At 62.2% G+C, this 21,950-nt stretch carries 28 protein-coding genes; 26 read left to right on the top strand and 2 right to left on the bottom strand.

Annotated elements, in window-relative coordinates:
- From L0976_RS05235 to L0976_RS05145, 19 genes are all read left to right on the top strand, one after another.
- Entirely contained in the window at nucleotides 1-411 is a 411-nt protein-coding gene (locus L0976_RS05235) for a hypothetical protein (RefSeq protein ID WP_234186423.1), read from the top strand.
- A gap of 3 nt (nucleotides 412-414) precedes the next feature.
- Nucleotides 415-798, top strand: coding sequence for a head decoration protein (locus L0976_RS05230; protein ID WP_234186422.1), 384 nt, complete (start codon nucleotides 415-417; stop codon nucleotides 796-798).
- A 9-nt stretch (nucleotides 799-807) separates the two neighbouring features.
- Nucleotides 808-1,824 carry a major capsid protein gene (locus L0976_RS05225; protein WP_234186421.1) on the top strand — a complete coding sequence of 339 codons (1,017 nt, stop codon included), beginning with the start codon at nucleotides 808-810 and terminating at the stop codon, nucleotides 1,822-1,824.
- Between the two features lie 102 nt (nucleotides 1,825-1,926).
- Entirely contained in the window at nucleotides 1,927-2,277 is a 351-nt protein-coding gene (locus L0976_RS05220; RefSeq protein WP_234186420.1) for a hypothetical protein, read from the top strand.
- Nucleotides 2,278-2,281: 4 nt separating this feature from the next.
- Nucleotides 2,282-2,662 (top strand): hypothetical protein, encoded by a 381-nt coding sequence (locus L0976_RS05215; RefSeq protein WP_234186419.1) that lies wholly within the window; start codon nucleotides 2,282-2,284, stop codon nucleotides 2,660-2,662.
- On the top strand, nucleotides 2,662-3,429 hold the full coding sequence (locus L0976_RS05210; RefSeq protein WP_234186418.1) for a hypothetical protein: 768 nt from the start codon (nucleotides 2,662-2,664) through the stop codon (nucleotides 3,427-3,429). The genes L0976_RS05215 and L0976_RS05210 overlap by 1 nt, the downstream gene beginning before the upstream one ends.
- Nucleotides 3,426-3,851 carry a hypothetical protein gene (locus tag L0976_RS05205; RefSeq protein ID WP_234186417.1) on the top strand — a complete coding sequence of 142 codons (426 nt, stop codon included), beginning with the start codon at nucleotides 3,426-3,428 and terminating at the stop codon, nucleotides 3,849-3,851. The genes L0976_RS05210 and L0976_RS05205 overlap by 4 nt, the downstream gene beginning before the upstream one ends.
- Complete coding sequence (locus tag L0976_RS05200) at nucleotides 3,851-4,108, top strand: PAAR domain-containing protein (protein WP_234186416.1); 258 nt, start codon at nucleotides 3,851-3,853, stop codon at nucleotides 4,106-4,108. Before L0976_RS05205 ends, L0976_RS05200 begins: the two co-directional genes overlap by 1 nt.
- Nucleotides 4,109-4,117: 9 nt before the next feature.
- The gene (locus L0976_RS05195; RefSeq protein ID WP_234186415.1) at nucleotides 4,118-4,321 is read left to right on the top strand and encodes a hypothetical protein; all 204 of its coding nucleotides are present in this window, start codon (nucleotides 4,118-4,120) and stop codon (nucleotides 4,319-4,321) included.
- Nucleotides 4,272-4,691, top strand: coding sequence for a GPW/gp25 family protein (locus L0976_RS05190; protein WP_234186414.1), 420 nt, complete (start codon nucleotides 4,272-4,274; stop codon nucleotides 4,689-4,691). The genes L0976_RS05195 and L0976_RS05190 overlap by 50 nt, the downstream gene beginning before the upstream one ends.
- Nucleotides 4,688-5,557 (top strand): baseplate J/gp47 family protein, encoded by an 870-nt coding sequence (locus tag L0976_RS05185; RefSeq protein WP_234186413.1) that lies wholly within the window; start codon nucleotides 4,688-4,690, stop codon nucleotides 5,555-5,557. The genes L0976_RS05190 and L0976_RS05185 overlap by 4 nt, the downstream gene beginning before the upstream one ends.
- Nucleotides 5,554-6,669: a phage tail protein gene (locus L0976_RS05180; protein WP_234186412.1), complete on the top strand. Its 1,116-nt coding sequence runs from the start codon at nucleotides 5,554-5,556 to the stop codon at nucleotides 6,667-6,669. The genes L0976_RS05185 and L0976_RS05180 overlap by 4 nt, the downstream gene beginning before the upstream one ends.
- Nucleotides 6,670-6,672: 3 nt before the next feature.
- Entirely contained in the window at nucleotides 6,673-9,888 is a 3,216-nt protein-coding gene (locus L0976_RS05175) for a DUF4815 domain-containing protein (protein WP_234186411.1), read from the top strand.
- Nucleotides 9,889-9,901: 13 nt separating this feature from the next.
- The gene (locus L0976_RS05170; protein ID WP_234186410.1) at nucleotides 9,902-11,365 is read left to right on the top strand and encodes a hypothetical protein; all 1,464 of its coding nucleotides are present in this window, start codon (nucleotides 9,902-9,904) and stop codon (nucleotides 11,363-11,365) included.
- A gap of 441 nt (nucleotides 11,366-11,806) precedes the next feature.
- Nucleotides 11,807-12,400, top strand: coding sequence for a hypothetical protein (locus L0976_RS05165; RefSeq protein WP_234186409.1), 594 nt, complete (start codon nucleotides 11,807-11,809; stop codon nucleotides 12,398-12,400).
- A 96-nt stretch (nucleotides 12,401-12,496) separates the two neighbouring features.
- Nucleotides 12,497-13,960 (top strand): phage tail sheath subtilisin-like domain-containing protein, encoded by a 1,464-nt coding sequence (locus L0976_RS05160; RefSeq protein ID WP_234186408.1) that lies wholly within the window; start codon nucleotides 12,497-12,499, stop codon nucleotides 13,958-13,960.
- 27 nt (nucleotides 13,961-13,987) lie between these two features.
- Nucleotides 13,988-14,497, top strand: coding sequence for a phage major tail tube protein (locus L0976_RS05155; RefSeq protein WP_234186407.1), 510 nt, complete (start codon nucleotides 13,988-13,990; stop codon nucleotides 14,495-14,497).
- A 43-nt stretch (nucleotides 14,498-14,540) separates the two neighbouring features.
- Nucleotides 14,541-14,813 carry a phage tail assembly protein gene (locus L0976_RS05150; RefSeq protein ID WP_234186406.1) on the top strand — a complete coding sequence of 91 codons (273 nt, stop codon included), beginning with the start codon at nucleotides 14,541-14,543 and terminating at the stop codon, nucleotides 14,811-14,813.
- Nucleotides 14,814-14,937: 124 nt separating this feature from the next.
- Complete coding sequence (locus L0976_RS05145; RefSeq protein WP_234186405.1) at nucleotides 14,938-17,046, top strand: phage tail tape measure protein; 2,109 nt, start codon at nucleotides 14,938-14,940, stop codon at nucleotides 17,044-17,046.
- 8 nt (nucleotides 17,047-17,054) lie between these two features.
- Here L0976_RS05145 and L0976_RS05140 read toward each other — a convergent pair whose 3' ends face one another.
- A complete protein-coding gene (locus L0976_RS05140) occupies nucleotides 17,055-17,672 on the bottom strand; it encodes a hypothetical protein (RefSeq protein WP_234186404.1) in 618 nt (205 codons plus the stop codon).
- A gap of 16 nt (nucleotides 17,673-17,688) precedes the next feature.
- Nucleotides 17,689-18,207 (bottom strand): hypothetical protein, encoded by a 519-nt coding sequence (locus tag L0976_RS05135; RefSeq protein ID WP_234186403.1) that lies wholly within the window; start codon nucleotides 18,205-18,207, stop codon nucleotides 17,689-17,691.
- 88 nt (nucleotides 18,208-18,295) lie between these two features.
- On the opposite strand from L0976_RS05135, the gene L0976_RS05130 reads away from it, so the two are divergent.
- The 7 genes from L0976_RS05130 (at nucleotide 18,296) to L0976_RS05100 (ending at nucleotide 21,950) form a co-directional block, all read left to right on the top strand.
- Nucleotides 18,296-18,724 carry a phage tail protein gene (locus L0976_RS05130; RefSeq protein ID WP_234186402.1) on the top strand — a complete coding sequence of 143 codons (429 nt, stop codon included), beginning with the start codon at nucleotides 18,296-18,298 and terminating at the stop codon, nucleotides 18,722-18,724.
- A 7-nt stretch (nucleotides 18,725-18,731) separates the two neighbouring features.
- Nucleotides 18,732-18,944 carry a tail protein X gene (locus tag L0976_RS05125; protein ID WP_234186401.1) on the top strand — a complete coding sequence of 71 codons (213 nt, stop codon included), beginning with the start codon at nucleotides 18,732-18,734 and terminating at the stop codon, nucleotides 18,942-18,944.
- Between the two features lie 10 nt (nucleotides 18,945-18,954).
- Entirely contained in the window at nucleotides 18,955-20,112 is a 1,158-nt protein-coding gene (locus tag L0976_RS05120; protein WP_234186400.1) for a phage late control D family protein, read from the top strand.
- A gap of 87 nt (nucleotides 20,113-20,199) precedes the next feature.
- Complete coding sequence (locus tag L0976_RS05115) at nucleotides 20,200-20,904, top strand: TIGR02594 family protein (protein WP_234186399.1); 705 nt, start codon at nucleotides 20,200-20,202, stop codon at nucleotides 20,902-20,904.
- Entirely contained in the window at nucleotides 20,904-21,248 is a 345-nt protein-coding gene (locus tag L0976_RS05110; RefSeq protein WP_234186398.1) for a DUF6527 family protein, read from the top strand. Before L0976_RS05115 ends, L0976_RS05110 begins: the two co-directional genes overlap by 1 nt.
- Before the next feature lies 1 nt (nucleotide 21,249).
- Complete coding sequence (locus L0976_RS05105) at nucleotides 21,250-21,552, top strand: hypothetical protein (protein ID WP_234186397.1); 303 nt, start codon at nucleotides 21,250-21,252, stop codon at nucleotides 21,550-21,552.
- Complete coding sequence (locus L0976_RS05100; protein WP_234186396.1) at nucleotides 21,549-21,950, top strand: hypothetical protein; 402 nt, start codon at nucleotides 21,549-21,551, stop codon at nucleotides 21,948-21,950. Before L0976_RS05105 ends, L0976_RS05100 begins: the two co-directional genes overlap by 4 nt.

The following is a 21,950-nucleotide window of genomic DNA, read 5'->3' as shown; positions in this document are numbered from 1 at the left end:
ATGTCGAAAGACGATGCGCCCGCCGGCGGCGACAAGAAGCCCGGCATCTCGCAGGCCGAGCACGACGCTGCCGTCACCGCAGCGTCGGAGACCGGTAAGGCGGAGGGGGCGAAGGCGGAAAGCGACCGCCTCGCCGCGGCCCTCGGCGCGGAAGGCGTGAAGGGTGACGGCGGCCGCATGGCCGCTGCCCTCGACCTCGCGGTCAAGTCGCCGGGCATGTCGGGTGCCGACGTCGCCGCCTTCGTGGTGGCGAACGTGTCGCCGACGAAGGCCGTCGACGCCGCTGCCTCCTACGAACAGCAGCGCCTCGCCGCCGCTGGGCCTGCGGCCCCTTCGGCCCCCGCCAAGAAGGCAACCATCGACACGTCCGCGATCTACGCCTCGCGGCGCAAGCAGAATCAGGAGGGCTGATCAATGCTCGACATCAAGACAGAAGGCCCGCGCAATCTTGCTTTCGTGCTGTCCGAGGGCAACGGCAAGATTTCGCGCGACGTCGTCACCATCGCCTCCGGGGCCGGCAAGCTGGAACCCGGCACCCTGCTCGGCATCATTACCGCCAGCAAGAAATACACCTCGTCGCCGAACGCCGAGGTCGTCGGCATCGAAGGCGCGGAGGTCGCCAAGGCTATTCTCGCTTACGGCGTCGACGCCACGTCGGCGGACGTCGAGGCCGTGGTCATCAGCCGCCAGGCGGAAGTGAAGGAGCCGATGCTCATCTTCCATTCGTCGGTCGACAACGCCAACAAGCGCACGGCGAAGCTCGGTCAGCTTGCCGCAGCCGCGATCATCGCTCGATAGGAGGGCCTCATGTCCGGACCCATGGTAGACATCTGGGATGGTGAAGGCTTCACCATCGAATCGCTCACGGCTGCGATCAACAGCGAGCCGTATCGGCCGGGGCAGATTTCCGCCACCGGCCTTTTCGAAGAGGACGGTGTGAGCACGACGCGCATTTCGATCGAGATGCGTGACGGGAAACTCTCGCTCGTTGAACCGACTGCGCGCGGCGCATCCGGCGAGACGACGGGTGATGAAAACCGCAGCCGCATCCCCTTCGACATCGACCACTACCAGCGCGACGATTCCGTGCTGGCTGACGAAACTCAGAACGTGCGCGCCTTCGGCACGACCGATACCCTCGAGACGATCCAGAATCGCGTCGAGCGTAAGGGCATGCGTCATGCTCAGGATTTGAGTATGACGCTGGAGCATCAGCGGGTCGGCGCGATCAAGGGCAACGTGACTTCGAAGAGCGGCAATGTGCTGCACAACCTTTACAGCCGGTTCGGTATCCCGGTCCCGTCCGCCGTTTCTCTCGAACTCGACGTCGACGCCACCGTCGCCGCCAGTCTCTTTCAGGACGTGATCTATTCGATAGAGGACGACCTCGACGAGCCTTACGACGGTATCCACGTTTTCACGGGGAGGACGTTCCATAAGGCTCTCTGGACGCACAAGTCGGTCAGAGACACCTTCATGTTCAATAGCGGCGCCTCGGTGCTGCGGCAGGACGTGCCCGATACCTTCGAATTCGCTGGCGCCACCTGGGAGCGTTACCGCACCGGGGCGAAGGCGGTGGCGGACCTCGGCGCTCCGTACATCGCAAACGACGAGGCTCGCGTGGTGGTCAAGGGTGTTCCCGATCTCTTCATCACCAGGTTCGCGCCCGCCGACTACGAGGAGACCGTCAATACGGTCGGCCTGCCGTTCTACATGCGGCAATACAAGAAGCCGAACGGCAAGGGCCGCGAGATCGAGGTGCAGATGAACGCCATCTCGCTTTGCACCAAGCCGAAGGTGCTGCGCCGCCTCACCCTCACCTGATCGACGCCAGAAACGACAAGGGCGGCCTGCGCGGCGGGTCGCCTTTCGTTTGCCGAAAATCCTCGTGCCGAGGGTTTTCGCGAAACGAAAGGAGATGCCATCATGTCCAGCAAGGAAACCATGTGGATCGCATTCCCGAACGGCGGCATCCTGCCAGCCGCCATCACCGGCGGCAAGGATCGGGATGTGGATGCGCACGAGCCGGTGCGCGTCCCCGCCGACTACGGGAAGCACCTCGTCCACGACCGCTTCGCCTACGAGGCGACGCCGAAGGGCAAGGCAACGAAGCCGTCGTCCAGCGATTCCGCCGAGGCGCGGCAGCGGCTCGAAGCGACTCTTGCCGGTCTGCGCGCGAAGGTCGAGGAAGTGCAGGATCCTGCGGAGAAGGCCAAGCTCGCCGAGCAGGCAGATGCAGTCGAGAAGAAGATCGCCGACCTGGCTGCGGGCGCCTGATCCGATGCTTGCCGCCCGCTTCCATCAGCTTCGTGATCGCACCCTTGCGGAAGTCGATCGCTTCCGCGCGGAGCCGGTGAAGCTGTCCTTCTTCAAAGATGGCGCACTCGATCCCGACCGGCCCGCACGCGAGATCGAGGCCATCCTTCGGGCTGATGCTGGCAGGGATGCATCGGTATCGGGTGGCACCGACCGCGACTGGCGCAGCCGCGTCTCGTCGCAGCGGTCGGAATTGCACGTTGATCGCGCGAAATATCCCGACATCGCCTTCAAGAGGGGTGACAAGGTGAAGGCACTTGCCCGCCCCGGTGAGCCTTGGTTCGAGGTGCTGTCGGTGGACGACAGAAGCGAACCGCGGCTCATCTTGACCATGGGTGAAGCGTGATGCTCGGACGCATAGCATGGCGCATTTGCGCGATCGAGGCGATCAAGGGGCGGACCTTCGTCGACGACAACGTTCTCGACAGTCAGATTGCCGCGCTTGATGTCGCATCAGACGGCACGCTTCGCACGGATCAGGAGAAACCGTTCATTGCCGTCTACACGGACGGTGCGCTTGCGAAAGAGGGGTTGACTGTTCGCGAACTCCATCGCTCCGGCGATACGGACCTTACGATCGAGAGCGGCGTAACAGCGGCGATGCTTGTGATGAATTCCGAGACCGGCGAGAGTCAGGTTATTCCCGGGTTGCCGGCAACAGACCGCGATTTCGAGTTTTACCTCGATAGCGTCGGACGGCAGGTTGTGAACGCCCTGAGTGATCCCGAAAATCCATGGGCCGAGGTTTGGCGCGGCTTGACTTCCTCCATTCGGAAGATGGAGCGTAAGCGCACCTCCGATGCCGCGAGCGGCGCACGCATTGCCGCGCACCAGCTTGTCATCACAGGCGACCTCCTCCCGGATCCGGTCTTCGGCGAGCCGCTAAAGGGAATATGGGTGAAGCTTTTTTCCCTCATGGAAGAAAAGCAACACCCATACACCCACCTTATGAAGAACCTTGTCGGAGTCCCGGCGGCCGAGGCTGCAGTTCAGCAGCGCCGCTTTGGCATGACGATCGAGGAGATGCACGCGCAGCTCCTGACGCCTGCCGGCGGCGGACTTGAGACGATAGGAGCGATCGACCCGCCCGACGCCCAGCAGGTGTCGCCGTGATACCGAAAGCCTTTACTGATCAGGTTGCAGATCTCTATCACCGCATCGCGGAACTGGAGCGTCGCGCCCGCAACCGTCGTCGGAGCGGGTTAGTCGCCGATGGGCCAGACAGCCAAGGCCGGTACCGCATCGCGCTGTCCAGCCAGGACGGCAAGCCGTTTCTTACGGGCTGGATCAAGGCTCGCACGTTGGGCGCCGGCGGCGCGAAGATCGACGTCGTCTTCGCGAAGGGCGAACAGGTCGACGTGACCTCCGAGAGCGGCGACCTGACTGACGCGGTCATCGACATGGCGACATACTCGACCGCCTCGGCGCGTGAAAACGCCGAGAACGTGCCGCTGCATATCAAGATCGGCGAGACGGTCATTGCCGCGAGCGGAAGTGGCGTCACCATCACCGCCAGTAGTGGGCATCTGAACTGATGCCCTTGATCGTGCGCCGAGGGGATGCCGGCTCGCATGGCGGTTCCGTCATTACCGGAGCGACGAAGTGGCGGGCGGAAGGCGCGCCGATCGCTCGCGTCGGCGATCTCTATGGATGCCCGATCCACGGGGTGAACCCCATCGTCGAAGGTTCCCCGCGCTGGCGTTGTGAAGACGCCGACATCGCCCGGGATGGCGACAGGACCGCCTGCGGCGCCGTGCTGATATCCGGTGCGAGCAAATGGCAGGTTGATTAGGAGCCACACATGAAAACCTACAAGGTTCGCATCGGGTGCGAAATCGCCGGCGCATGGCGTGAAGCCGGATCCGACATCCGTTTGACCGAGGACCAGGCGCGGGAACTCCTGCCGCCGCTCGGCAATGTTCTTCTTCCTGGCAAACAGAACGAGGAAGCGCCGAATGACAAACTCAACCGGTATCAACGGCGACACCGGCGTCGTTCTCAATGACTGGGGTCACACCCAACAGTCCATTCGCAAAATTCTCGATACCGCGCTTGAGAGCCGCGTCATGCGACGAGACTTCGGCTCGAGCCTTCCCGACCTTATCGACCGGAAAATGATCCAGAAAAACATTCTCGCCATCTACTCGGCCGCCGCCTCGGCCATTGCCCGCTGGGAGCCGCGCTTCCGCATGAGGGCGGGGCGCGTCAACCGGGCCGGCTATGTAGATAATCGAGACGGGAAGGTGACGACCGGTGGCGAGGGCGGTTTCCTTGGCGTCGAAATCTTCGGAACCTATTATCCGCGAGCACATCGCGGCGACTTCTCTCTTCAGGAGGAGCGGAGCTTCAACTATATAGTCGAGGTCGCGGCATGAGCATCGATCTCGCAAACCTGCCGCCACCGCTGGTCATCGCGCAGCCATCCCATTCGGTGATCGTGGCGCGCCAGATCGCCGCCTTCAAGGCGATCTGGGCCGAGGTGCGGGCCGGCGATCCGTCACTGCCAGACTATGATGTCCAGATGCTGGAAACCGATCCGGCCGTGATCGGAATCCAGGCGGAGGGCTATCGCGAGATCGTCATCAACGAAGCCATCAAGCGCGCCGGTCTGGCGCGGTTTCTGGCATTCGCCGAAGGAAACAACCTCGAGCACCTTGCTGCCTTCTATGATGTCTATCGCCTGCCAGATGAAAAGGATGATCGCCTCAAAGACCGTGTCGTGCTTGAAATTCAGGGCCGCTCGACTGGCGGGCCGGAAGAGCGCTATCGTGCGGTCGCCATGGCGTCCGATCTTCGTGTCCAGAGCGTAGCGCTTTACCGAATTGGTCGCAGCCCGGTGATCCATGTTGCCATCTACTCTACCGAGCAGGATGGCGTGGCTTCACCCGAATTATTGGCGATTGTGGATGCCGCGCTGCAGGCGAAATCGGTCCGGCTGGTCAACGATACGATCATGGTCGCATCGGCTGTTCGCGAGGTGGTTGACCTCGCCGGTGACATCTGGCTGCTTCCGGATGCCGATGACGGCACAGTTGCTCGGGCAATCGAAGTGCTTCGTTCAGCCTGGGCGACAGAACGGGCGCTCGGACGCGATCTGACGGCCGCCTGGTGGACGTCAAAACTCATGATTGGCGGCGTACAGAATGTCGTTGCCACTGGAACGGCTACCTTCGTCGCCGATCCGACTCGATCAATTTCCATCGGTAATGTTAGCCTGACGCTGCGCGGGAGAGCATTTTGACATCCCTTCTACCGCCAAGCTCCGGGCGTTTCGAGCTTGCTTTCGAGGCGTCGCACAGCGGCCGGTGGGCGGGCATGTGGGATGCCGTGCCGTACATCACCACGATGAAGGACAATCCGCCGCCCGCAGCTTTGCCGTTTCTCGTGTACGAGTTCGGCCTTGGCATGCTGACGCCTTATGTCGCGAATCCCTACGAGCTGCTCGATGGGCGCGGGGTTCGGTGGCTTCGCGTCCGTGGAACCTATGACGCCATCGATCGCGGCCTTGCATTCCTCGGCCTGACCGCGACGGTGGAACCCGCCTGGCACGGCCGGATCTGGTGGAATTCCTCGCAGCTTCGGTTTTCGGCGCTGCCCTCGAATGACGTGCCGCTTCTGGGGCGGATCGAGGGCATCACTCGCCTATCGCTGCCTTTCCGCTCTGATTTTCGGCGTGGGACGCACGAGTATGACGTCGGTCCCGCCCTTGGAGACCATGCCCGCCTCGATAGCTGCATGCTGGAGCACGAGAGCGGCATCCGTCTTCATGGCGGCGGAACGATCTGGTCGTTTGGCCGGCTCCGCGAAGCTGACCACGTCCTTACCGAGGAAGAAGGCACCGCAATCGGCAACTGGATAGAGCCACCTGAAGGTGGCCTGATCCCGTGGACTGCGATGAACTATCCATGGGCCGAAGCGAACTTCTCTTGGTCGGAGACCCCAGAGACGCAACGGCGCGCGCTGATGGCGGCGTGGTTCGGCGATCAAGTCCTTTATCTCACCCTCCGGGATACGGAGGGCGAGATCATCGGCCATCGCCGGTGTCGTGCCAGATGGCCAGTCAAGCCTCAGTTCGATGGTCCCTATCAGTTTGGGGGCACGCGATACCAGCCGGCGCCCGGCGGCACTCGGGTCTACATCGAGGCAATGACCGATTTCGATGATGCCGATGGCGTCGTCGCCAGCGGCATGGCCATCACGGTGGGCGCCACACGGGCCGAGGGCATTCCCCCGGGCCGGGCATGGCTCGATCCCGGCGACCTGATCGGCGGCGAGGAGATTGCCGTCACCGCCACGAATACGCCCCTGCGCAAGACTGTGCGGGATCGCGTGAAACTCCTTCTGAGGTTCTGATCCATGGCATTCGAACACCCGTCCGGCCTGCCGAACGCATTCAATCGTGCGCTTCAGGCAAGCTCGGCTCTGCAAGGCCTCGTGTTCTATGGCGAGCGCCCCTATTTTCAGGGCGCCGAGTTGAACGACCTGCAAACGATCCATCGCGCAAACATCCGGCGCGTTGGTCGCATGATCGTCAGCGACGGCACCCGCATCGAGCGCGGTGATGCGTTTGTCGACAAGGAAACCGAGACCGTCACTCTTGAGGCTGGCCGCGTGTACGCGGATGGGGACGTCTGGGACGTCGATGCCGCCATTCTCAGCGACGTGCCGATGACCGGCCGCATTGAGATCGGTATCCGGATCGTGACGACCTACGTAACGCATGAGGATGATCCGACCTTGCTCGGCCTCGTCCCCGGCTCTGACGCCGAGGGCGAGCCTGGCGCGGCGCGCGAGTATCGCGCGGCAGCGTGGGCCTATCAGGGCGACGGCGGCGTGGGCATGTTCGTGGCCGTCTACACGCTACAGGATGGGACAATCCTCGATCAGGTCGGCCCGGACATCCTTGCCCCCGCGCTGCAAGCCGTCGTCGAGTACGACCGCCCGAACGGTAACTACATCGTCTCGGGGTGTCAGGTCACGGCGCTCGGCGCGCAGGGCGGCGCGCAGCACTTCTCGATCGCCGAGGGCGAGGCGAATATCAACGGTTACAAGCGCACCCGCTTTGCTGCATTGCGTCACGCCGAGGCCGAGGAATGGGACGAACTGGCCATTCCCGGCGAGACCCACACCTATCCCGGCGGCGCATCGCACACCTTTACCGTGGCCGCCGGCCCGATCGGCGTGATCAACTCGATCCTGCTGACCAAGGAGAAGACCGTTACCGTCACGCGCGGCGCGGTCGTCAATGGGGCCGATGGCCTGCCGGATACGTCCGTCATCCAGCTTGTCGAGGTGAAGCAGGCCGGCACGACCTATGTTGCGGGGACCGATTATAACCGGGTGAACAACACGGTTGATTGGTCTCCGGCGGGCGCGGAACCGGCCGGTGGCAGCACGTACACGGTGACGTACCGGTATCGCGCCTCGGTGACGGCAGACGCGTCGACCCTGACGACGATCACCGTGTCGGGTGGCGCGACCGGCGGCGACATCATCGTCGCTTACACGCGTCGCTTGCCGCGCATCGACCGGATTTGTCTCGCGCAGGATGGCTCACCGATCTACCTGCGCGGCCTATCCGCAACCAGCAACCCGCGCCCCCCGGCCGTACCCATGACAGCGCTCAAGCTGGCGACGATCACGAACGATTGGACAGGCACGCCGTCCGTCGAGAATGATGGCACGAATTCGCTGTCGTGGGACGAACTCTGGCCGTACCTGCGCCGGATCGTCGATCATGATCGGCTGATCCAGTTGGAGCGGCTGAAAAGCGGCATCGACAGCCGGGAGCCGGTTGCGAAGAAGGGTATGTTCGTCGATCCTTTCATCGACGATACGTACCGTGATGAGGGCACGCCGCAGAGTGGCGCAATCGTCGACGGTATTCTCATGCTTTCGATCGAGCCGACGTTCTTCGCCGCCGACCTCGCCGAGCCTGTCATGCTGGACTGGATCGAGGAGGTTATTTCCGAGCAGCCGCTCAAGACCGGTTGCGAGAAGATCAACCCCTATGCAAACTTCACGCCGATTCCCGGCGTGTTGAAGCTGACGCCGGCCGTCGATTTCTGGACGGTCTCCCGTACCGAATGGATGTCTGACGCAACGCGCGAGTTCAATCGCGGGGTGCGAATCGATGGCGGACCACTTCAGCAGACGTCATCGACTACCGAGCGGATCAGTTCGCGCACAGAGGCCCTGCCGTTCCTGCGCCAGATCGCGGTGAGTTTCACGATCTCAGGCTTCGGCGCGGGGGAAATCCTTGAAAGCCTGGTTTTCGACGGCAGCGACGTCACGCCGGCGGGGCCACTTGTTGCGAACGGCTCCGGCGTCGTTTCCGGTAATTTTACGATTCCGGTCGGTGTGACCGCTGGCACCAAGATCGTTGAGGCGGCCGGAGCCGGGGGGACTGGCGCGGCGGCCATGTTCGTCGGGCAGGGAACCGTGGCTATCGACGTCATGCGGCGCGTGACGACGGTCGAGACGTGGACAGCGCGCATTATCAACAGTGGCGGCGGCGGCGGTCGTGGTGGCGGGATGCGGGGCGATAGCAGCCGCGACAGCGACCCGCAGGCGCAACTATTCGCGGTCGATCGTCTACGCCAGGTCGTCGGAGTGGACTTCCACATCTGCAACATCGGAAGTGGATCACATGACATTATCGTCGACCAGGTGACCACGGATAACGGTTTTCCGACGAACAGCATCGTCGCGGAGGCGCGCGTGCCAATGGTCGGAGCTGCCGTTGGATGGAAGTCCCCGCGCTTCCTCCTGCCGGCAACCACCTCGCCGGAGCGCAAGCACGCTTTCGTGATCAAGACCGATGACAACGAGCATTCGGTCTCGCTGGCGAAGCTCGGCGCTTTCGATGCCGCCTTGCAGCGGTGGGTGACTGCCCATCCTTATGTGATTGGCCCGCGCTTCTCGTCGGTGAACGCCGAGACGTGGACGGCGCATCAGGACGAAGCGCTCGCCTTCCGCATCGTTGCAGCGCGGTACCCGGTGACGACGAAGACCGTGACGCTCGGCTCGTTCGATCTCGTCGATTGCTCGGATTTGCAGGTCCGCGCCATCGTGGAACTGCCGTCGCCTGGCTGCTCGGTGGAATTCGAGATCGAGCGGACCAACGGCACGATCTACCGCCTCGCTCCGTATCAGGTGCTCCAGCTTACCGAGTACATCACAGAGACGGTGGAACTGCGGGCGGTGCTGCGAGGGACCAGCGAGCTTTCGCCGGTCCTCTATGCGCCTGTCGAACTGGTTGCCGGCGAGATCGCGGAAGAACTGACCTATGTGACCCGGGCCTTCGCGCTCGGCGCAGCGGTTCGCGTCGCGACGTATCTCAAGGCATTTCTGCCCGGCGGCTCAACCGTTGCCGTCGACATCAAGATCGACGGCGGGTCGTGGGACGCGTTGCCTCTCGACGACACCGAGGCGCTGGCGTTCCCGAACTGGACGGAACGGAAATATCAAGACACCGGCCTGACCGGCAGCATCGCGCAGATCAGGATCACGGCGACCGGCGGACCTTCCGCGCGCGTTCTGATCGGCGACCTTGGCGCAGGCATTTTCTAAGGAGCGAATGGGCATGGCCCTGACCGAACATTTCGGCATTCCGATGCCGGTCGAAGGTGACGATGTTGCGGAGGAGTTCTTCCGGCTGCAAACCGCATGGGGTGTTGTCGATACGGCGTTGAAACTCATCTTTGACAATGCCAACGGACGCGCCCCAGCGAGCCACACCCATGCCATGGCCGGCGTCGTCGGCCTCGTGGATGCGTTGGCGAACAAGATGGCGGCGGACGCCACCTTTAAGCTTGATGACCTAACCGACGTCGATGGTGCTACGGATGCCCCGACCGGCTATGTACTGGTGAAGAACGGCGATGGGGTATTTGCGCCATCGACAGCCCTTGCCGCGCTCGGTCCCCACGGCCACTTGATGTCGGAGATCACCGGCCTTGCCACAGCCCTTGCCGCCAAGGCGGATGCTGCGGCCACGGCCACAGCCCTTGCCGCCAAGGCGGATGCTGCGGCCGTGGCCACAGCCCTTGCCGCCAAGGCGGATGCTGCGGCCACGGCCACAGCCCTTTCCAACGTCGGCATGAATGCCTTCATCAAATCTGACGCCTCCTCGGTGGTTTTCACAAAAACCGGTGCGAACGCGCTTTCCCTTAAAGCCGGGACTATTGTGGGAATTGACGGCGACATCCACAAATTCGATGCAGCCACCGCCGTCGTCATGCCGGCGCTGTCTGCGGGTGTTGACTATGCGATCTGGGTAAAGCCGGATTGGACCATCGAGGCGACGAGCAACCACACAGCGCCGCCGGTTGCCGGCAGCCGTAAGTTGGGCGGTTTCCACTATGCCCCGGGCGGCAATGCGGCTGGCTACAATGCCGGCGGAGACACCAATCCGGCAATCAACGAGTACTCGCTCTGGGATCTGAAATTCCGTCCGGCATGCGCGGACCCGCGCGGCATGGCGCTCGTGGCCGGTCGGTTCTGGGTCGACATCTATCTGCTGGGCGTAAACCACCACACGGACGGCACGTCGAAATACAATGTCACCATCGCGGACGGTAGCAGCCCGCCGAAGGTGCCGGCGGCTTTCGGCGGGAACGGCAGCACCACCTATGCGAACCTGACCTGGTTCGTCGCCGCCGAGGTGATGGAGAGCCATGGCAAGGAGCTTCTGTCCTATAGCGAATTCGCCGCGGCGATGTATGGCACGAAGGAAGCGCAGTCTGGAGGAACGGACCCGGTCAGCACGATCTTGCGCAACGCTTACACCTCGAAATGGGGCGTGATGCTGGCGACCGGCAATCTCTGGATATGGGGTCGCGACTTCGGTGGTTCCTACGGCGCGGCAAGCTATGTCGACCAGGGGCGCGGTTCGGCCTACATGCTGTCCAATGCGGCCCTCCTCGGCGGGAACTGGGGCGACGCGGCGTACTCAGGTTCTCGCGCCTCCTACTGGAACTACCTTCCCTCGAACTCGTACGCCCACATTGGCGCGCGTGGGCGCTGTGACCACCTCGTCCTTGCCTAGTCGCCCCGAAAGGGGCGGCTTTCGATATTCCGCTGGCGCCGATCCGCGCTTGCGGCTTCAGCTACTCGCCCTGACCGTCACCTGCGGGGTCGGCGGGGTGCTGTGGGGGTTGAAAGGGGTATTGTGCCAGGGCTTTGCGGCCCTCCTCGGCGGGAACTGGGACAACGCGGCGAACTCAGGTTCTCGCGCCTCCAACTGGAACAACCTTCCCTCGAACTCGAACGCCAACATTGGCGCGCGTGGGCGCTGTGACGATCAGTTTCGGACTCTGCGGCAGTTATGGCTCCGCAGGTCGACCATTTCATCATGATGGTCAGCCCTTTCGACCTGCTTAGGCAAATACATTTCAAGGTCCGGTACAGCGGGGAGTAGCGCTTCGGCGTCGAAACCCGCGACCGGCACATTTTGCGTGGCGACATAGCCCGACCAGGAGGTGCATTGATGGTTTTACCGAACACACGATCCGATCTTGAGAGCCTGCGCGGGACTCCTGCATTTGAAGCGTGTCTGCGCGGTGTTTTCGGATCGATGACGACATGGGTATTCGCCGATGGCGCGTGGGTCGCCGAGGAGAATTTGCAGGTCATCGAACGCCTCGGCTACACGAAGGCGGCGTTTCTGGCCGAAGTCGCGCCGTTCAGTTTTCCGGAGGCCGGCCCGCCGCCGGTGCCCGCAATTGCCGCGCCAGCGGTCGACGACGTCATCGCCGAGCGGGAGCGGCGCCTTGCCCTCGGTTTCGATTTTGACTTTGGTGATGCGCGCGGCATCCACCATATCGGCACAACGCCCGACGACATGCGGAAATGGATGGACGAGGTCACGCCGTTCGCGCAGGCCTATCTCAATGCCGCGCAGCCAGCGGGCGAGATCGAAATCACGACCAACACCGGCAAGGTCGCCGTCACCGCGGCGGAATGGCAACTGATCTTGCTCGCCGCCGGTGCCTATCGTCAGCCGATATATTCCGCATCGTTCGACCTGCAGGCCATGGTCCCCATCCCGGCCGACTTCGCCGACAACAGCCACTGGCAGTAGCATCGGTCGATCCCAGAACGCTCGACACCATTGAGCCGTCGCCATGTCCGTGGCGGCGCAATTCACCATGCCAACCCCAAACACAGGAGCCTGTCGATGGCAGACCTTTCTTATCACCACGGCGTGAAGGTCGTGGAAAGCCCCGATACCCCGTCGCTTCTGCGGGTTTCCCGCCAGAACGTGACGTTCGTCAACGGGACCGCGCCCGATGCCGATGTTGCAGCGTTTCCGCTCAACTACCCGACGCTTGTTACCTCCCTGACGCAGGCGGCGCTCCTGGGTACGGCAGGCACCTTGCTCGACGACGTGAAGACCGTCTTCGGCGAAGGCGGCTCCTTCGTCATGGTCAACCGTGTCGAGCACAGCGATACGCCGGCCGTTCTCGAGGCGAACCTGATCGGCGGTGCCGTGCAGAGGACAGGGCTTTACGCCGCGTTGCGCGCCAAGGCCCTGACTGGCTATCAGCCGCGGGTCATCATTACTGCCGGCAATACCGGCGCGTGGATCGAGGATGGCCTCGTTTCCGTTTCGCTCTCCAGCCAGGGATCGAACATGACCGAAGCTCCGGTCGTGACCGCCACGGGCGGCGGGAGCGATCCCGGCAAGGTATTGCCGACGCTCGTTGCCGTCATGGGTACGGGCGCCGACGAAGGCAAGGTCGTGCGGGTCGACATCGTCACGCCGGGCCAGAAGATGTCCGAGGCACCGGTGATCGCGTTCACCGGCGGCGGCGCCGACGAAGACAAGACCCTGCCCGCCGCTACCGCCAATGTCGGCGACGTCTCCAACGGATTCGTATCGGCCTTCAACACGATCTGCCCGCAGGTCCGCGCGCGTGCCTATATCGCCGGCCCCGACACCACGAATGCGGAAGCGGTCCGGTTCCGCCAGACCGTGAATGGCGGGCGAATCCTGATCATCGATCCAAAGGTGCTGAAAAATGTCGCCGGCGTACCCGTGACCAAGCCGGTCGCGCCGGTCTTCGCCGGCGTTCGGGCGCGTGTCGTCGCCTCGGCCGAGGGTGTATCTGGGTCGGTCTCCAACAAGATCATCCGCACGATCGATGGCGTGCGCCGCACGATCCAGTATCCGGACGACAGCAACTACCTGAACGAAAACCAGATCTCGACGATCATCAACGAGCGCGGCGGCTTCCGCACCTGGGGTTCGCGTCTGGCGATCGACGATCCGCTCTGGCAGTTCGACAGCGTGCGGGCGACGGCCGACATGATCAACGAGTCCCTTGAGGATCTCTACTTCCTCTACGTCGACCGGAAATTCACCAAGTATAACCTGAAAATGCTCGTCGAGGACGGCAACGCCGGAATGCGTGTCTTCAAGAACAACGACGATATCATCGACGGCCGCGTCTGGCTTTCCGATCTCAACGTGCCGGCGCTCAACGCCAACGGCAAGGTGTTCCTCGAAGTTGAATTCGAGCCGATCGGCATCATGGAACAGATCGGCATCACCACGCATCGCAACATTCTCTACTACCAGCTTCTGCTCGACGACGTGCGCGGTGCCATCGAAAACGGCCCACTGACGCTCGCGGCATAATTCCGGCCAAGCCAACAGGAGAACCCAATGAGCAATCTTCCCCGCTTCATCATGCGTGATTGCACGCTCTTTGCCGATCGCCAGACGAAGCTTGGCCAGATCGGCGACATCACACCGCCCGTGCCGCAGGCCAAGGTCGAGGAGGTTCGCAACGGCGGCATGATCAAGCCGCGCGAGGTGCGGCTCGGCTACGAGAAGCTGGAGTTCAGCTTCAAGATGCCGGGTCTCGATCCGCAGATCGTCACGCTGTTCGGCTTCGCGCCGGGCACCGAGCACCCCTTCATGATCACCGGCGCGCTCGTCGATGAGACCGGCGAGGTGCATTCGGCCGTCATGACGCTGCGCGGGTTCCTCAAGCAGGTCGACGCCGGTACGTGGAAGGGCGGCGACATGCCTGAAAACGACCTGCAGGTCTCGGTCAACTATTTCAAGATCGAGGTCGACGGCGACGAACTGCTTGAAATGGACGATTTCGACATCAAGGTTCGCGGGCAGTCCCAGTATGCCGCGATCCACAATGCCATGCTGATCAACTGATCGGCGCCCATCACCCATCCCAACATTCCCTGAAGGAAACACGATGCACACGATCACGTTGGCGTCGCCGGTGGAACATGCCGGCAAGACCTACACCACGCTTACCTTCCGCGAGGCCGTGACCGGCGACCTGATGGCGGCCGAGACATACGAGGGGCAGATTTCCCGCACGGCGGTCGTGCTCGCGTCCATGTGCGACATGCCCCTGCCGGCCTTTCGCAAGATCAAGGCCCGTGAATTCAGCCGCATCATGAAGGAGGTCGGGCACATGCTGGGGGAGCTGTACGGCTCGCCGGAAGACACGACTGGCGACTGATCGTCTGCCTGATCGCCGCCATCACGGGGCCGGCGCCCGACGTCATCGAGCGCTGGCCCCCTGAGAAAACGCTCGCGTACTTCGACAAGGCAATGGAAGTGCGCAAACTGCTCGGGAAAACCGCATGAGTGTCCTTCAATCTGTTCTCAAGCTGACGCTGCTCGACGAGGTGTCGGGCCGTGCCCGGCGCATCATGGGCGTGCTCGACGGCTTCAACCGTCAGCAGACGGCATTTGCCGCGCCGTTGCGTGGCATCATGGGGCAGGCCATCGCCTTCGGGGGCGCCTATCTCGGCGTTCGCGAAGGCATGGGGCGAACGGTCGGCGCGGCGATCAAGTTCGAATCTGCCTTCGCCGATGTCCGCAAGGTGGTCGACGCCACGGATGAGCAGTTCCAGAACATGGAGCGCTCGATCAAGGAACTGTCGCGCCAGATCCCGTTGACCGCGACGGACATCGCCGCCCTCTATGCCGCGGCGGGCGAATCCGGCGTGGCGACGACGGACCTCAAGGCTTTCGCCGAGATGGCGGGCCGCGTCGGCATCGCCTTCGACATGTCGGCCGGCGATGCCGGCGAGAGCCTTGCCAAGCTGAAGACGCAACTTGGGCTGACGGTGGCCGAGACCGGCGACATGGCCGATGTCATCAACCATTTGTCGAACAACATGGCATCCAAGGCCAAGGACATCACCGCCTATATGCTGCGCGTCGGCGCACTTGCCGAGATGGGGGGCTTTGCGAAGGAAGAGATCGCCGCCATCGGCAGCGCGATGATCGCCGCCGGCGCCGAGGCGGAAGTCGCCGGCACGGCCATGCAGAACGTGGTGAAGGCCCTGACGCGTGGCAGTTCCGCAAAGAAAAGCCAGAAGGACGCCGCCAAGGCGCTCGGCCTGCATCTGCCGACCATCGCCAAGGATATGCAGAAGGACGCGAAAGGCACCATGAAAAAGGTGCTCACGGCCATCGCCAAGGCACCGAAGGACCGGCATATCTCCCTTCTGTCCGATTTCTTCGGCGACGAGGCGAAGGCTTTCGCGCCGCTGGTCGGCAACATCCAGTTGCTCGACCAGGCGCTCGGGAGCGTTGGCGACCGGACGAAATATGCCGGCTCGGCGTTCAAGGAATACGTGGCGCGCGCGAGCACGGTTGAAAACGCCCTGCAAATCCTCGGCAACAAGTTCGCCTATGTCTTCGAGGGGATGGGGAAGGAGTGGCTTCCGACCATCAAGGAGGGCGTTGCGGGGATCGGCTATGTGCTCGATACCCTGGGTGAGCGCGCGTCGATCTTCGATCAGATGTCGGCCAGCGTTCAAGGCTTCATGAACGGCCTCGGCTATGACAGCAGCGTCCGCGAGATGGTCGAGGATCTCGGCGACCTGCTGTTCGGTAAGGTGGACGGAGACGGCGCAGCGGACAAGATCGGCCGCATCTTCATGCAGGCGAAGGAATGGGGCGCTTCAGTCCGGGAATTGTCGGATGCGATCCGCGACAATCCGATAGCGCAGTTCTTCGGGGAAATGGCCGGTCATGGTTTCAAGCTGATGCTGGCAGCTATTGGCTTCTCTATTGCCGCTGGGGCGATCATGAAGCTAGCGCGCGCTATTGCTTTTTTGACGGGCATTACAACTGCCATTGGTCTCTTGAAGACCGTTGGAAAAATCGGTGGCATCTTAGGTATGGGAGGACTGGCATCTGCCGGCGGATCTGCTGGCGCCGCAGCGGGTGCGGCAGGTGCCGCCGCCGCAGGTGCCGCCGCCAGAGGTGGAATTCTGCCGGCGCTCATCGCCGCCGGCAAAAGCTCCGCGAGCTTTCTTGCTCGGAATCCATCGCTGCTTGCCCTTCTGACAGGTTACAAAGCGCTGGATTCAGTTCCTCATGATGCGATGGCTAGCGCCATAAAGGATGACCCGGAATTGCCAGCACGTTTGCAGGCAGAGCAGAACCGTTTCGGCGGCGTGGCCTTTGAGGGAGGCAGACATCGAGTTGGACTTGGTGCAGGCCCAGTAGAGGGAAGCAGACCCGTTGCACTCGATGCAAATACGATCTCACAGATCATGCAGCCATCACGCGGCATTCAAGATGTTCGCGTAACAAATAAAGAAAAGCCGCATGTAACAGTTAATGCCTCGATTGTAATAAACGGAATTGCGTCTCCAGAGGCCGCTGCAGATGCGGCAATTTCTCAGATGGGGCAAAAGGTGAAAGATGCCGTCGAGGCAGCGGATACTGATTAATATCATCTCTAAAATTTACTCAGGGATGCAAACTTGATGATGAATTCCGGGGCTGTCATCGATCCATCGATCGTAAGGCTTGCCTCATCTATGCAATCGATGTCGTCCGGAAAAAACGTGCCAGTGAACTTCACCATATCCCCCTCTCGCAGGGTTATTGCAGCGGCGTAGACGGGGCTATCGGGCTGAAGGAGGGTGTCCCTGCCGATATCCGATAGGCTGTTGTTCCAAGTTTTCACAACGATATGGGGAGCAATCTTGATTGCTAGTACTCCTTCTCCATCATTGTTTGTGGACAATTTTTCAATCAGTCCGGTCCAATCTCCATCAGTACTTTTAGTATTGAGGTCACAAATGGCCAATTTTCTCTTCGGTCGGAGAGATCCCTTTGCCATCTCGTTAGGGGCATCATGGTAAGCTTTCATGGCGTCGTTGACCACACGAAGGAAGCGTAACTGATTTCCCGGTGCGTATTTCACCACATCTGCGAACACGCTCTCGTCGTCACCATTAATCTTGTCGATTAGGGCTATTATCGGCTTGGGGATATCCATCCATCCCATAAATACAGCCAGACAGCTTAGTACAAATAGTCCCCACAACCCATTCATAACTTCCTTCATCATTGCCACTCCCTTGTCATCACTCTTCCGGGTGCGCCCTTATATCGTCGAGGATGTCGACCGCCTCCTCCAAATAGCCGTCGATATCTTCAAGTTCGTCGATCAAGGCCGCAAGCTTGTTGACGATCTTGTCGGAGGCAAGAAGGACGTCGTCCTCCATTTGCTGGAGAGCGGTAATCATCGGACGAATGTCAGTGCGGACTTTCATCGCCTCCAACTGAAGGGCGGGATCGAATTTCCATTGTTTCGAGGCGGCCTCGGTCTGCTTGCTGATCCTTTTTTGCTGGGAGCGATACTGGCGCACGGTCACCTGACGCGTTCTGAGGGTGCTTTCGATGCTAACGTCACTCATCGATCCTATGCTTCTGGTTCGCTGGGGAGTTGAGACAGAGGTATCAATTGTCAGGCGGCTGTAGTCGGTGCGTTTTGCTCCATAGGCACGATGCTCATTTGATGGAAGATCAGATCGACGTTCCTTCTTCTGCATGAGCAGCGCAGCGAGGAATGCCACCGCTATCAGTAATAGAAACCATCCCATGTATTGCCCTCCCATCACAGGCTAGGCGTGAATACGCCTGCGGGCAAGTGCACGTAGAAGAGGATTGATTGTGTCCGGACCTGTCGCAATGATGTTGGGTTCCTTTGGATTTGAGGCCCTTGGATTTGGCTATGATGGTGTCCAGCGCCGGCTGCAGACACCATGGGCCGACGTCGCTGTTGCTCAAGATTTCAATCAGCAGCAATGGACGGGGCCGACGTCCGATGAAGTCATCATCAAAGGGGTATTATTTCCCGTCGAACTCGGCGGACAGGAATCGCTCGACGGCATCGCCGCTGCCGCGAGCGCCGGCGTGCCGATGATGCTCGTGTCCGGCAGCGAGGCGGCCGGCATCATCCATGGCATGTTCACCGTCCAGTCTGTCGACGAGGATCGCTCCTTCCACACCGCGCGCGGCACGCCGATGCGCAATGCCTATTCCATCAACCTGAAGCGCTACAGCGGAGCCGGCAGCGCCGCGTCCTCGCTCACGCGCATCATCGATCTGTTCCGCTGAGGTGCCGATGCCGACGACCTACATCACGAAACAGGGCGAGACGATCGACCTTGCCTGCTATCGCCATTATGGCCGCACAGCCGATGTCACGGAGTTGGTGCTTGCCGCCAACCCGGCTCTCGCCGCGAGCGATGCCGTCCTGCCGATGGGCACGCGGATACTGATGCCGGATGCCCCTCCCTCGCCGGCGGCGCGACCACTCGTCAGCCTCTGGACGTAGGAACGCCGCCATGCATCCGAAAGTCGAGATCGTTGTCGATGGCGCGCCCGTTGCCGGCGGATTCTACGAAAGGCTGGTGTCCGTTTCGGTCACCGACAAGGAGGGCTTTGCCTCCGACACCTTCCAGATGGATCTGAACGACGGGCCGCCATCTTTCCTCGCTATTCCGCGCAAGGGCGCGATCGTTGACATCCGCATCGGCTACGGCGGCGCCCGAAGCCTCGGGCTATTCGTCGTCGATAAGGTGAAGGTGAATTGTCTTCCCTACTCCATGTCGATCTCCGGGAAGGCACGCGATATGCGATCCGGCAAGATGAAGGAAAAGCAGGAGCGCCACTGGGACCGCAAGAAGGTCAAGGACATCGTCGGCGATGTTGCCGCGGACAGTGGCCTCTCCGCTTCTGTCGACGAGGAAATTGGCGACCATGAATACGAATGGTTTGGCCAGCAGGACGAGAGCAACGTCCATGTCCTGCGGCGTCTCGCTGAGCGCCACAATGCGCTCTTCAAGGTTCGGGACGGTCGCCTCGTCTTCTCCAAGCGCGGGTCTGGCAATGCAGCGAGCGGCCGTTTTCTCGGTTCGGTCGTTGTGCATCCCGGCGTCATCATTCAGGGCTCATGTAGCTTCGAGGCAAACGACCGCACGAAATACAAGAAGGTCGTTTCGTATCATCAGGACAAGGGAAGGGCCGAGCGCGTTGAGATCGAGGCGGACGCGGACGCGGATGGGGACAGCGTCTACCGTATCCCCGAGCCTTTCGCCGATGTCGCCGAGGCGGACAAGGCGGCCCAGGCGAAAGCCAAGGAACTGAAGCGGGGTGAAGGGGCGGCGTCCGTGACGGTGGTCGGCGATACCGCGATCGTCGCCGGCGCTCCGCTGATGTTCGAAGGGGTCCGGCCCGGTTTTGATGGGGTTCCCTTCATTATAGATACCGCCACCCACACCTATCGCAAGTCCGAAGGCTATCGCACCCAGATCAGCGCGAAGCTCTATGACGGCTCGTCCGCGAAAAAGAAGAGCGATGGTGCCGGCGGCGACGGTGCCGCTGGCGAAACAGGCTCCGCCGTTTCGAAGGATAACGTCGCGAAGGATGCGCCGGCCGGCACGCCGGCAACGCCCGCCGAATGGGCGTCGACCCGTCGTTACGGACGGACGGACGAAAACTGACCGAGACCGCCGCCGACTAGGGCGGCACCATCTCGCCCACAACCGAAACCATGAGCCGCCCGGCACCTGTCGGGGGAAGGAGATGTCATGTCCTTTGAAGCCTGGCTTCAGAGCCGCCTTGTCGCGCACGGTCACAAGATCGCCGTGGATGGCGCAATCGGCGGGGAAACGACCCGCGCCCTGATCGCGTTCCAACGCCAGAAGAAGATCCGGCAGACCGGCGTCGCCGATGCCGCCACCGTTGCGGCGCTTCGTGCCGAGCCGGGGCAGTCCAAGGTGGCCGCGACGGAACCGCCAGCCGAAACCCTTCCCCCGTGGATGGCGGAGGCCAGGCGGCGCATAGACCTGCACGAGCGTCGCGACAATGCGGTTTTGGCGACCTTCCTGAAACTCGGGAAGTATCTCGGCGATCCGGCGAAACTTCCGTGGTGTGGCGATTTCGTCGAGACCTGCATCGTCAAGACGCTGCCCGGCGCCGTGGTGCCGAACAATCCGTTCTGGGCGCAGGGATGGAAGGATTTCGGCATTGACGCAGGTGGCCCCAAGGTCGGGTCGATCGGCGTGATCCGGTGGAGCGCCACCTCGGGTCATGTCGGCTTCGTGGCAGCCTATGACGCGGCCCGCAGGCTCGTTCTCCTGCTCGGTGGAAACCAGAGCGACAGCGTCAACCTCACATGGTTTCCGCTCGACAAGTTCATCGCCTTCCGCTGGCCGGAGGTCTATCCGATCCGGGTTTTCCCGGCGTTCACGGGCCGGTCCTATTCGGATGGCACCGCGGCGGGAACGCGATAATGGCGGCCCGTGGCGTTCTCCGAACGATAGAGGGCGGACGGCTGATGTTCTGGTGCCCTGGCTGCGATGGCGCGCATCAGGTGCAGGTCGGCACGGGGCCGGGGCCGCGCTGGGGCTTTGACGGCAACTATGAGCGGCCGACATTCACGCCGTCGATCCTCGTGCGCGGCTCGCGCGCCATCACGGACGACGAGCACCGTCGCATCATGGCCGGCGAAACAATCAAGCCGGAGCCGACCGTCTGCCACTCCTTCGTGCGCGACGGACAGATCGAGTTCCTCGGCGACTGCACGCACGCGCTCGCCGGCCGAGCCGTTCCCCTGAAACCCTTTGATGAGGCTTGAAATGCGTCCCTCTTGGAAAGTCCGCCGCCGGATCGTCATCGCTGCCCTCGGCTTTTGCGCGGGCTGCATCGTCTATCTGATGATTTATGGGCAGGCCGACAGCCGCCTTCACGAGACGATCGCCTACGGCCTTTTCGGCACGGCCATTTCGGTGATCGGCTCCTATGTCTTCGGCGCGGCGTGGGATGACAAGAACGTGATGAAGACCCTCGGCCGCGATGCCTATCGCGACCGGCCGGGCGCCCCCGAAGGTTGGCCGGCCGACATTGCCCCTCCAGCCGACGACGAAGGGAGGCCGGGATGATCACCACCATCGCTCGCCTCACCGGAATCTCGACCCTCGGCGTCTGGGCGGCGATGCTCGCCCTCGCCGCCGCCGGCGTCTGGGCATGGGGAGGCTACCGGCACCATGCCGGCTTCCGTGAGGGCCAGGCTATCGAACGTGTCGCATGGGAAAAGGCGACGCGCGATCTGCGCGAGCAGATGGACGCCGAGCGTCGCAAGGCGCAGTTGCGAATCGACGAGATCGAACAGGACTACCTCAAGGGTCGACAGCGCGACGCCGTGCTGATCGCCGATCTCGAGGCAGCAATCGCACAGATGGAGACCGATGATGCGGAAACCGACAACCATGCTGGCCCTGTGTGCCGCCCTGCCATTCCTCGCGGGCTGTCCCGGCAGCTTGACGCGATCGGTCGCTGA

The organism is Shinella sp. NM-101, from assembly GCF_021401195.1.
In the GTDB taxonomy this organism is placed as follows: Bacteria; Pseudomonadota; Alphaproteobacteria; order Rhizobiales; family Rhizobiaceae; genus Shinella.
This window is presented reverse-complemented; position numbering and strand designations above follow the sequence as displayed.

Bases quoted from the DNA above. Each gene is read 5' to 3' on its own strand.
- L0976_RS05235 (WP_234186423.1), top strand. From the start codon at position 1: ATGTCGAAAGACGATGCGCCCGCCGGCGGCGACAAGAAGCCCGGCATC.
- L0976_RS05230 (WP_234186422.1), top strand. From the start codon at position 415: ATGCTCGACATCAAGACAGAAGGCCCGCGCAATCTTGCTTTCGTGCTG.
- L0976_RS05225 (WP_234186421.1), top strand. From the start codon at position 808: ATGTCCGGACCCATGGTAGACATCTGGGATGGTGAAGGCTTCACCATC.
- L0976_RS05220 (WP_234186420.1), top strand. From the start codon at position 1,927: ATGTCCAGCAAGGAAACCATGTGGATCGCATTCCCGAACGGCGGCATC.
- L0976_RS05215 (WP_234186419.1), top strand. From the start codon at position 2,282: ATGCTTGCCGCCCGCTTCCATCAGCTTCGTGATCGCACCCTTGCGGAA.
- L0976_RS05210 (WP_234186418.1), top strand. From the start codon at position 2,662: ATGCTCGGACGCATAGCATGGCGCATTTGCGCGATCGAGGCGATCAAG.
- L0976_RS05200 (WP_234186416.1), top strand. From the start codon at position 3,851: ATGCCCTTGATCGTGCGCCGAGGGGATGCCGGCTCGCATGGCGGTTCC.
- L0976_RS05195 (WP_234186415.1), top strand. From the start codon at position 4,118: ATGAAAACCTACAAGGTTCGCATCGGGTGCGAAATCGCCGGCGCATGG.
- L0976_RS05190 (WP_234186414.1), top strand. From the start codon at position 4,272: ATGACAAACTCAACCGGTATCAACGGCGACACCGGCGTCGTTCTCAAT.
- L0976_RS05185 (WP_234186413.1), top strand. From the start codon at position 4,688: ATGAGCATCGATCTCGCAAACCTGCCGCCACCGCTGGTCATCGCGCAG.
- L0976_RS05175 (WP_234186411.1), top strand. From the start codon at position 6,673: ATGGCATTCGAACACCCGTCCGGCCTGCCGAACGCATTCAATCGTGCG.
- L0976_RS05170 (WP_234186410.1), top strand. From the start codon at position 9,902: ATGGCCCTGACCGAACATTTCGGCATTCCGATGCCGGTCGAAGGTGAC.
- L0976_RS05165 (WP_234186409.1), top strand. From the start codon at position 11,807: ATGGTTTTACCGAACACACGATCCGATCTTGAGAGCCTGCGCGGGACT.
- L0976_RS05160 (WP_234186408.1), top strand. From the start codon at position 12,497: ATGGCAGACCTTTCTTATCACCACGGCGTGAAGGTCGTGGAAAGCCCC.
- L0976_RS05155 (WP_234186407.1), top strand. From the start codon at position 13,988: ATGAGCAATCTTCCCCGCTTCATCATGCGTGATTGCACGCTCTTTGCC.
- L0976_RS05150 (WP_234186406.1), top strand. From the start codon at position 14,541: ATGCACACGATCACGTTGGCGTCGCCGGTGGAACATGCCGGCAAGACC.
- L0976_RS05145 (WP_234186405.1), top strand. From the start codon at position 14,938: ATGAGTGTCCTTCAATCTGTTCTCAAGCTGACGCTGCTCGACGAGGTG.
- L0976_RS05140 (WP_234186404.1), bottom strand. From the start codon at position 17,672: ATGATGAAGGAAGTTATGAATGGGTTGTGGGGACTATTTGTACTAAGC.
- L0976_RS05135 (WP_234186403.1), bottom strand. From the start codon at position 18,207: ATGGGATGGTTTCTATTACTGATAGCGGTGGCATTCCTCGCTGCGCTG.
- L0976_RS05130 (WP_234186402.1), top strand. From the start codon at position 18,296: ATGATGTTGGGTTCCTTTGGATTTGAGGCCCTTGGATTTGGCTATGAT.
- L0976_RS05125 (WP_234186401.1), top strand. From the start codon at position 18,732: ATGCCGACGACCTACATCACGAAACAGGGCGAGACGATCGACCTTGCC.
- L0976_RS05120 (WP_234186400.1), top strand. From the start codon at position 18,955: ATGCATCCGAAAGTCGAGATCGTTGTCGATGGCGCGCCCGTTGCCGGC.
- L0976_RS05115 (WP_234186399.1), top strand. From the start codon at position 20,200: ATGTCCTTTGAAGCCTGGCTTCAGAGCCGCCTTGTCGCGCACGGTCAC.
- L0976_RS05110 (WP_234186398.1), top strand. From the start codon at position 20,904: ATGGCGGCCCGTGGCGTTCTCCGAACGATAGAGGGCGGACGGCTGATG.
- L0976_RS05105 (WP_234186397.1), top strand. From the start codon at position 21,250: ATGCGTCCCTCTTGGAAAGTCCGCCGCCGGATCGTCATCGCTGCCCTC.
- L0976_RS05100 (WP_234186396.1), top strand. From the start codon at position 21,549: ATGATCACCACCATCGCTCGCCTCACCGGAATCTCGACCCTCGGCGTC.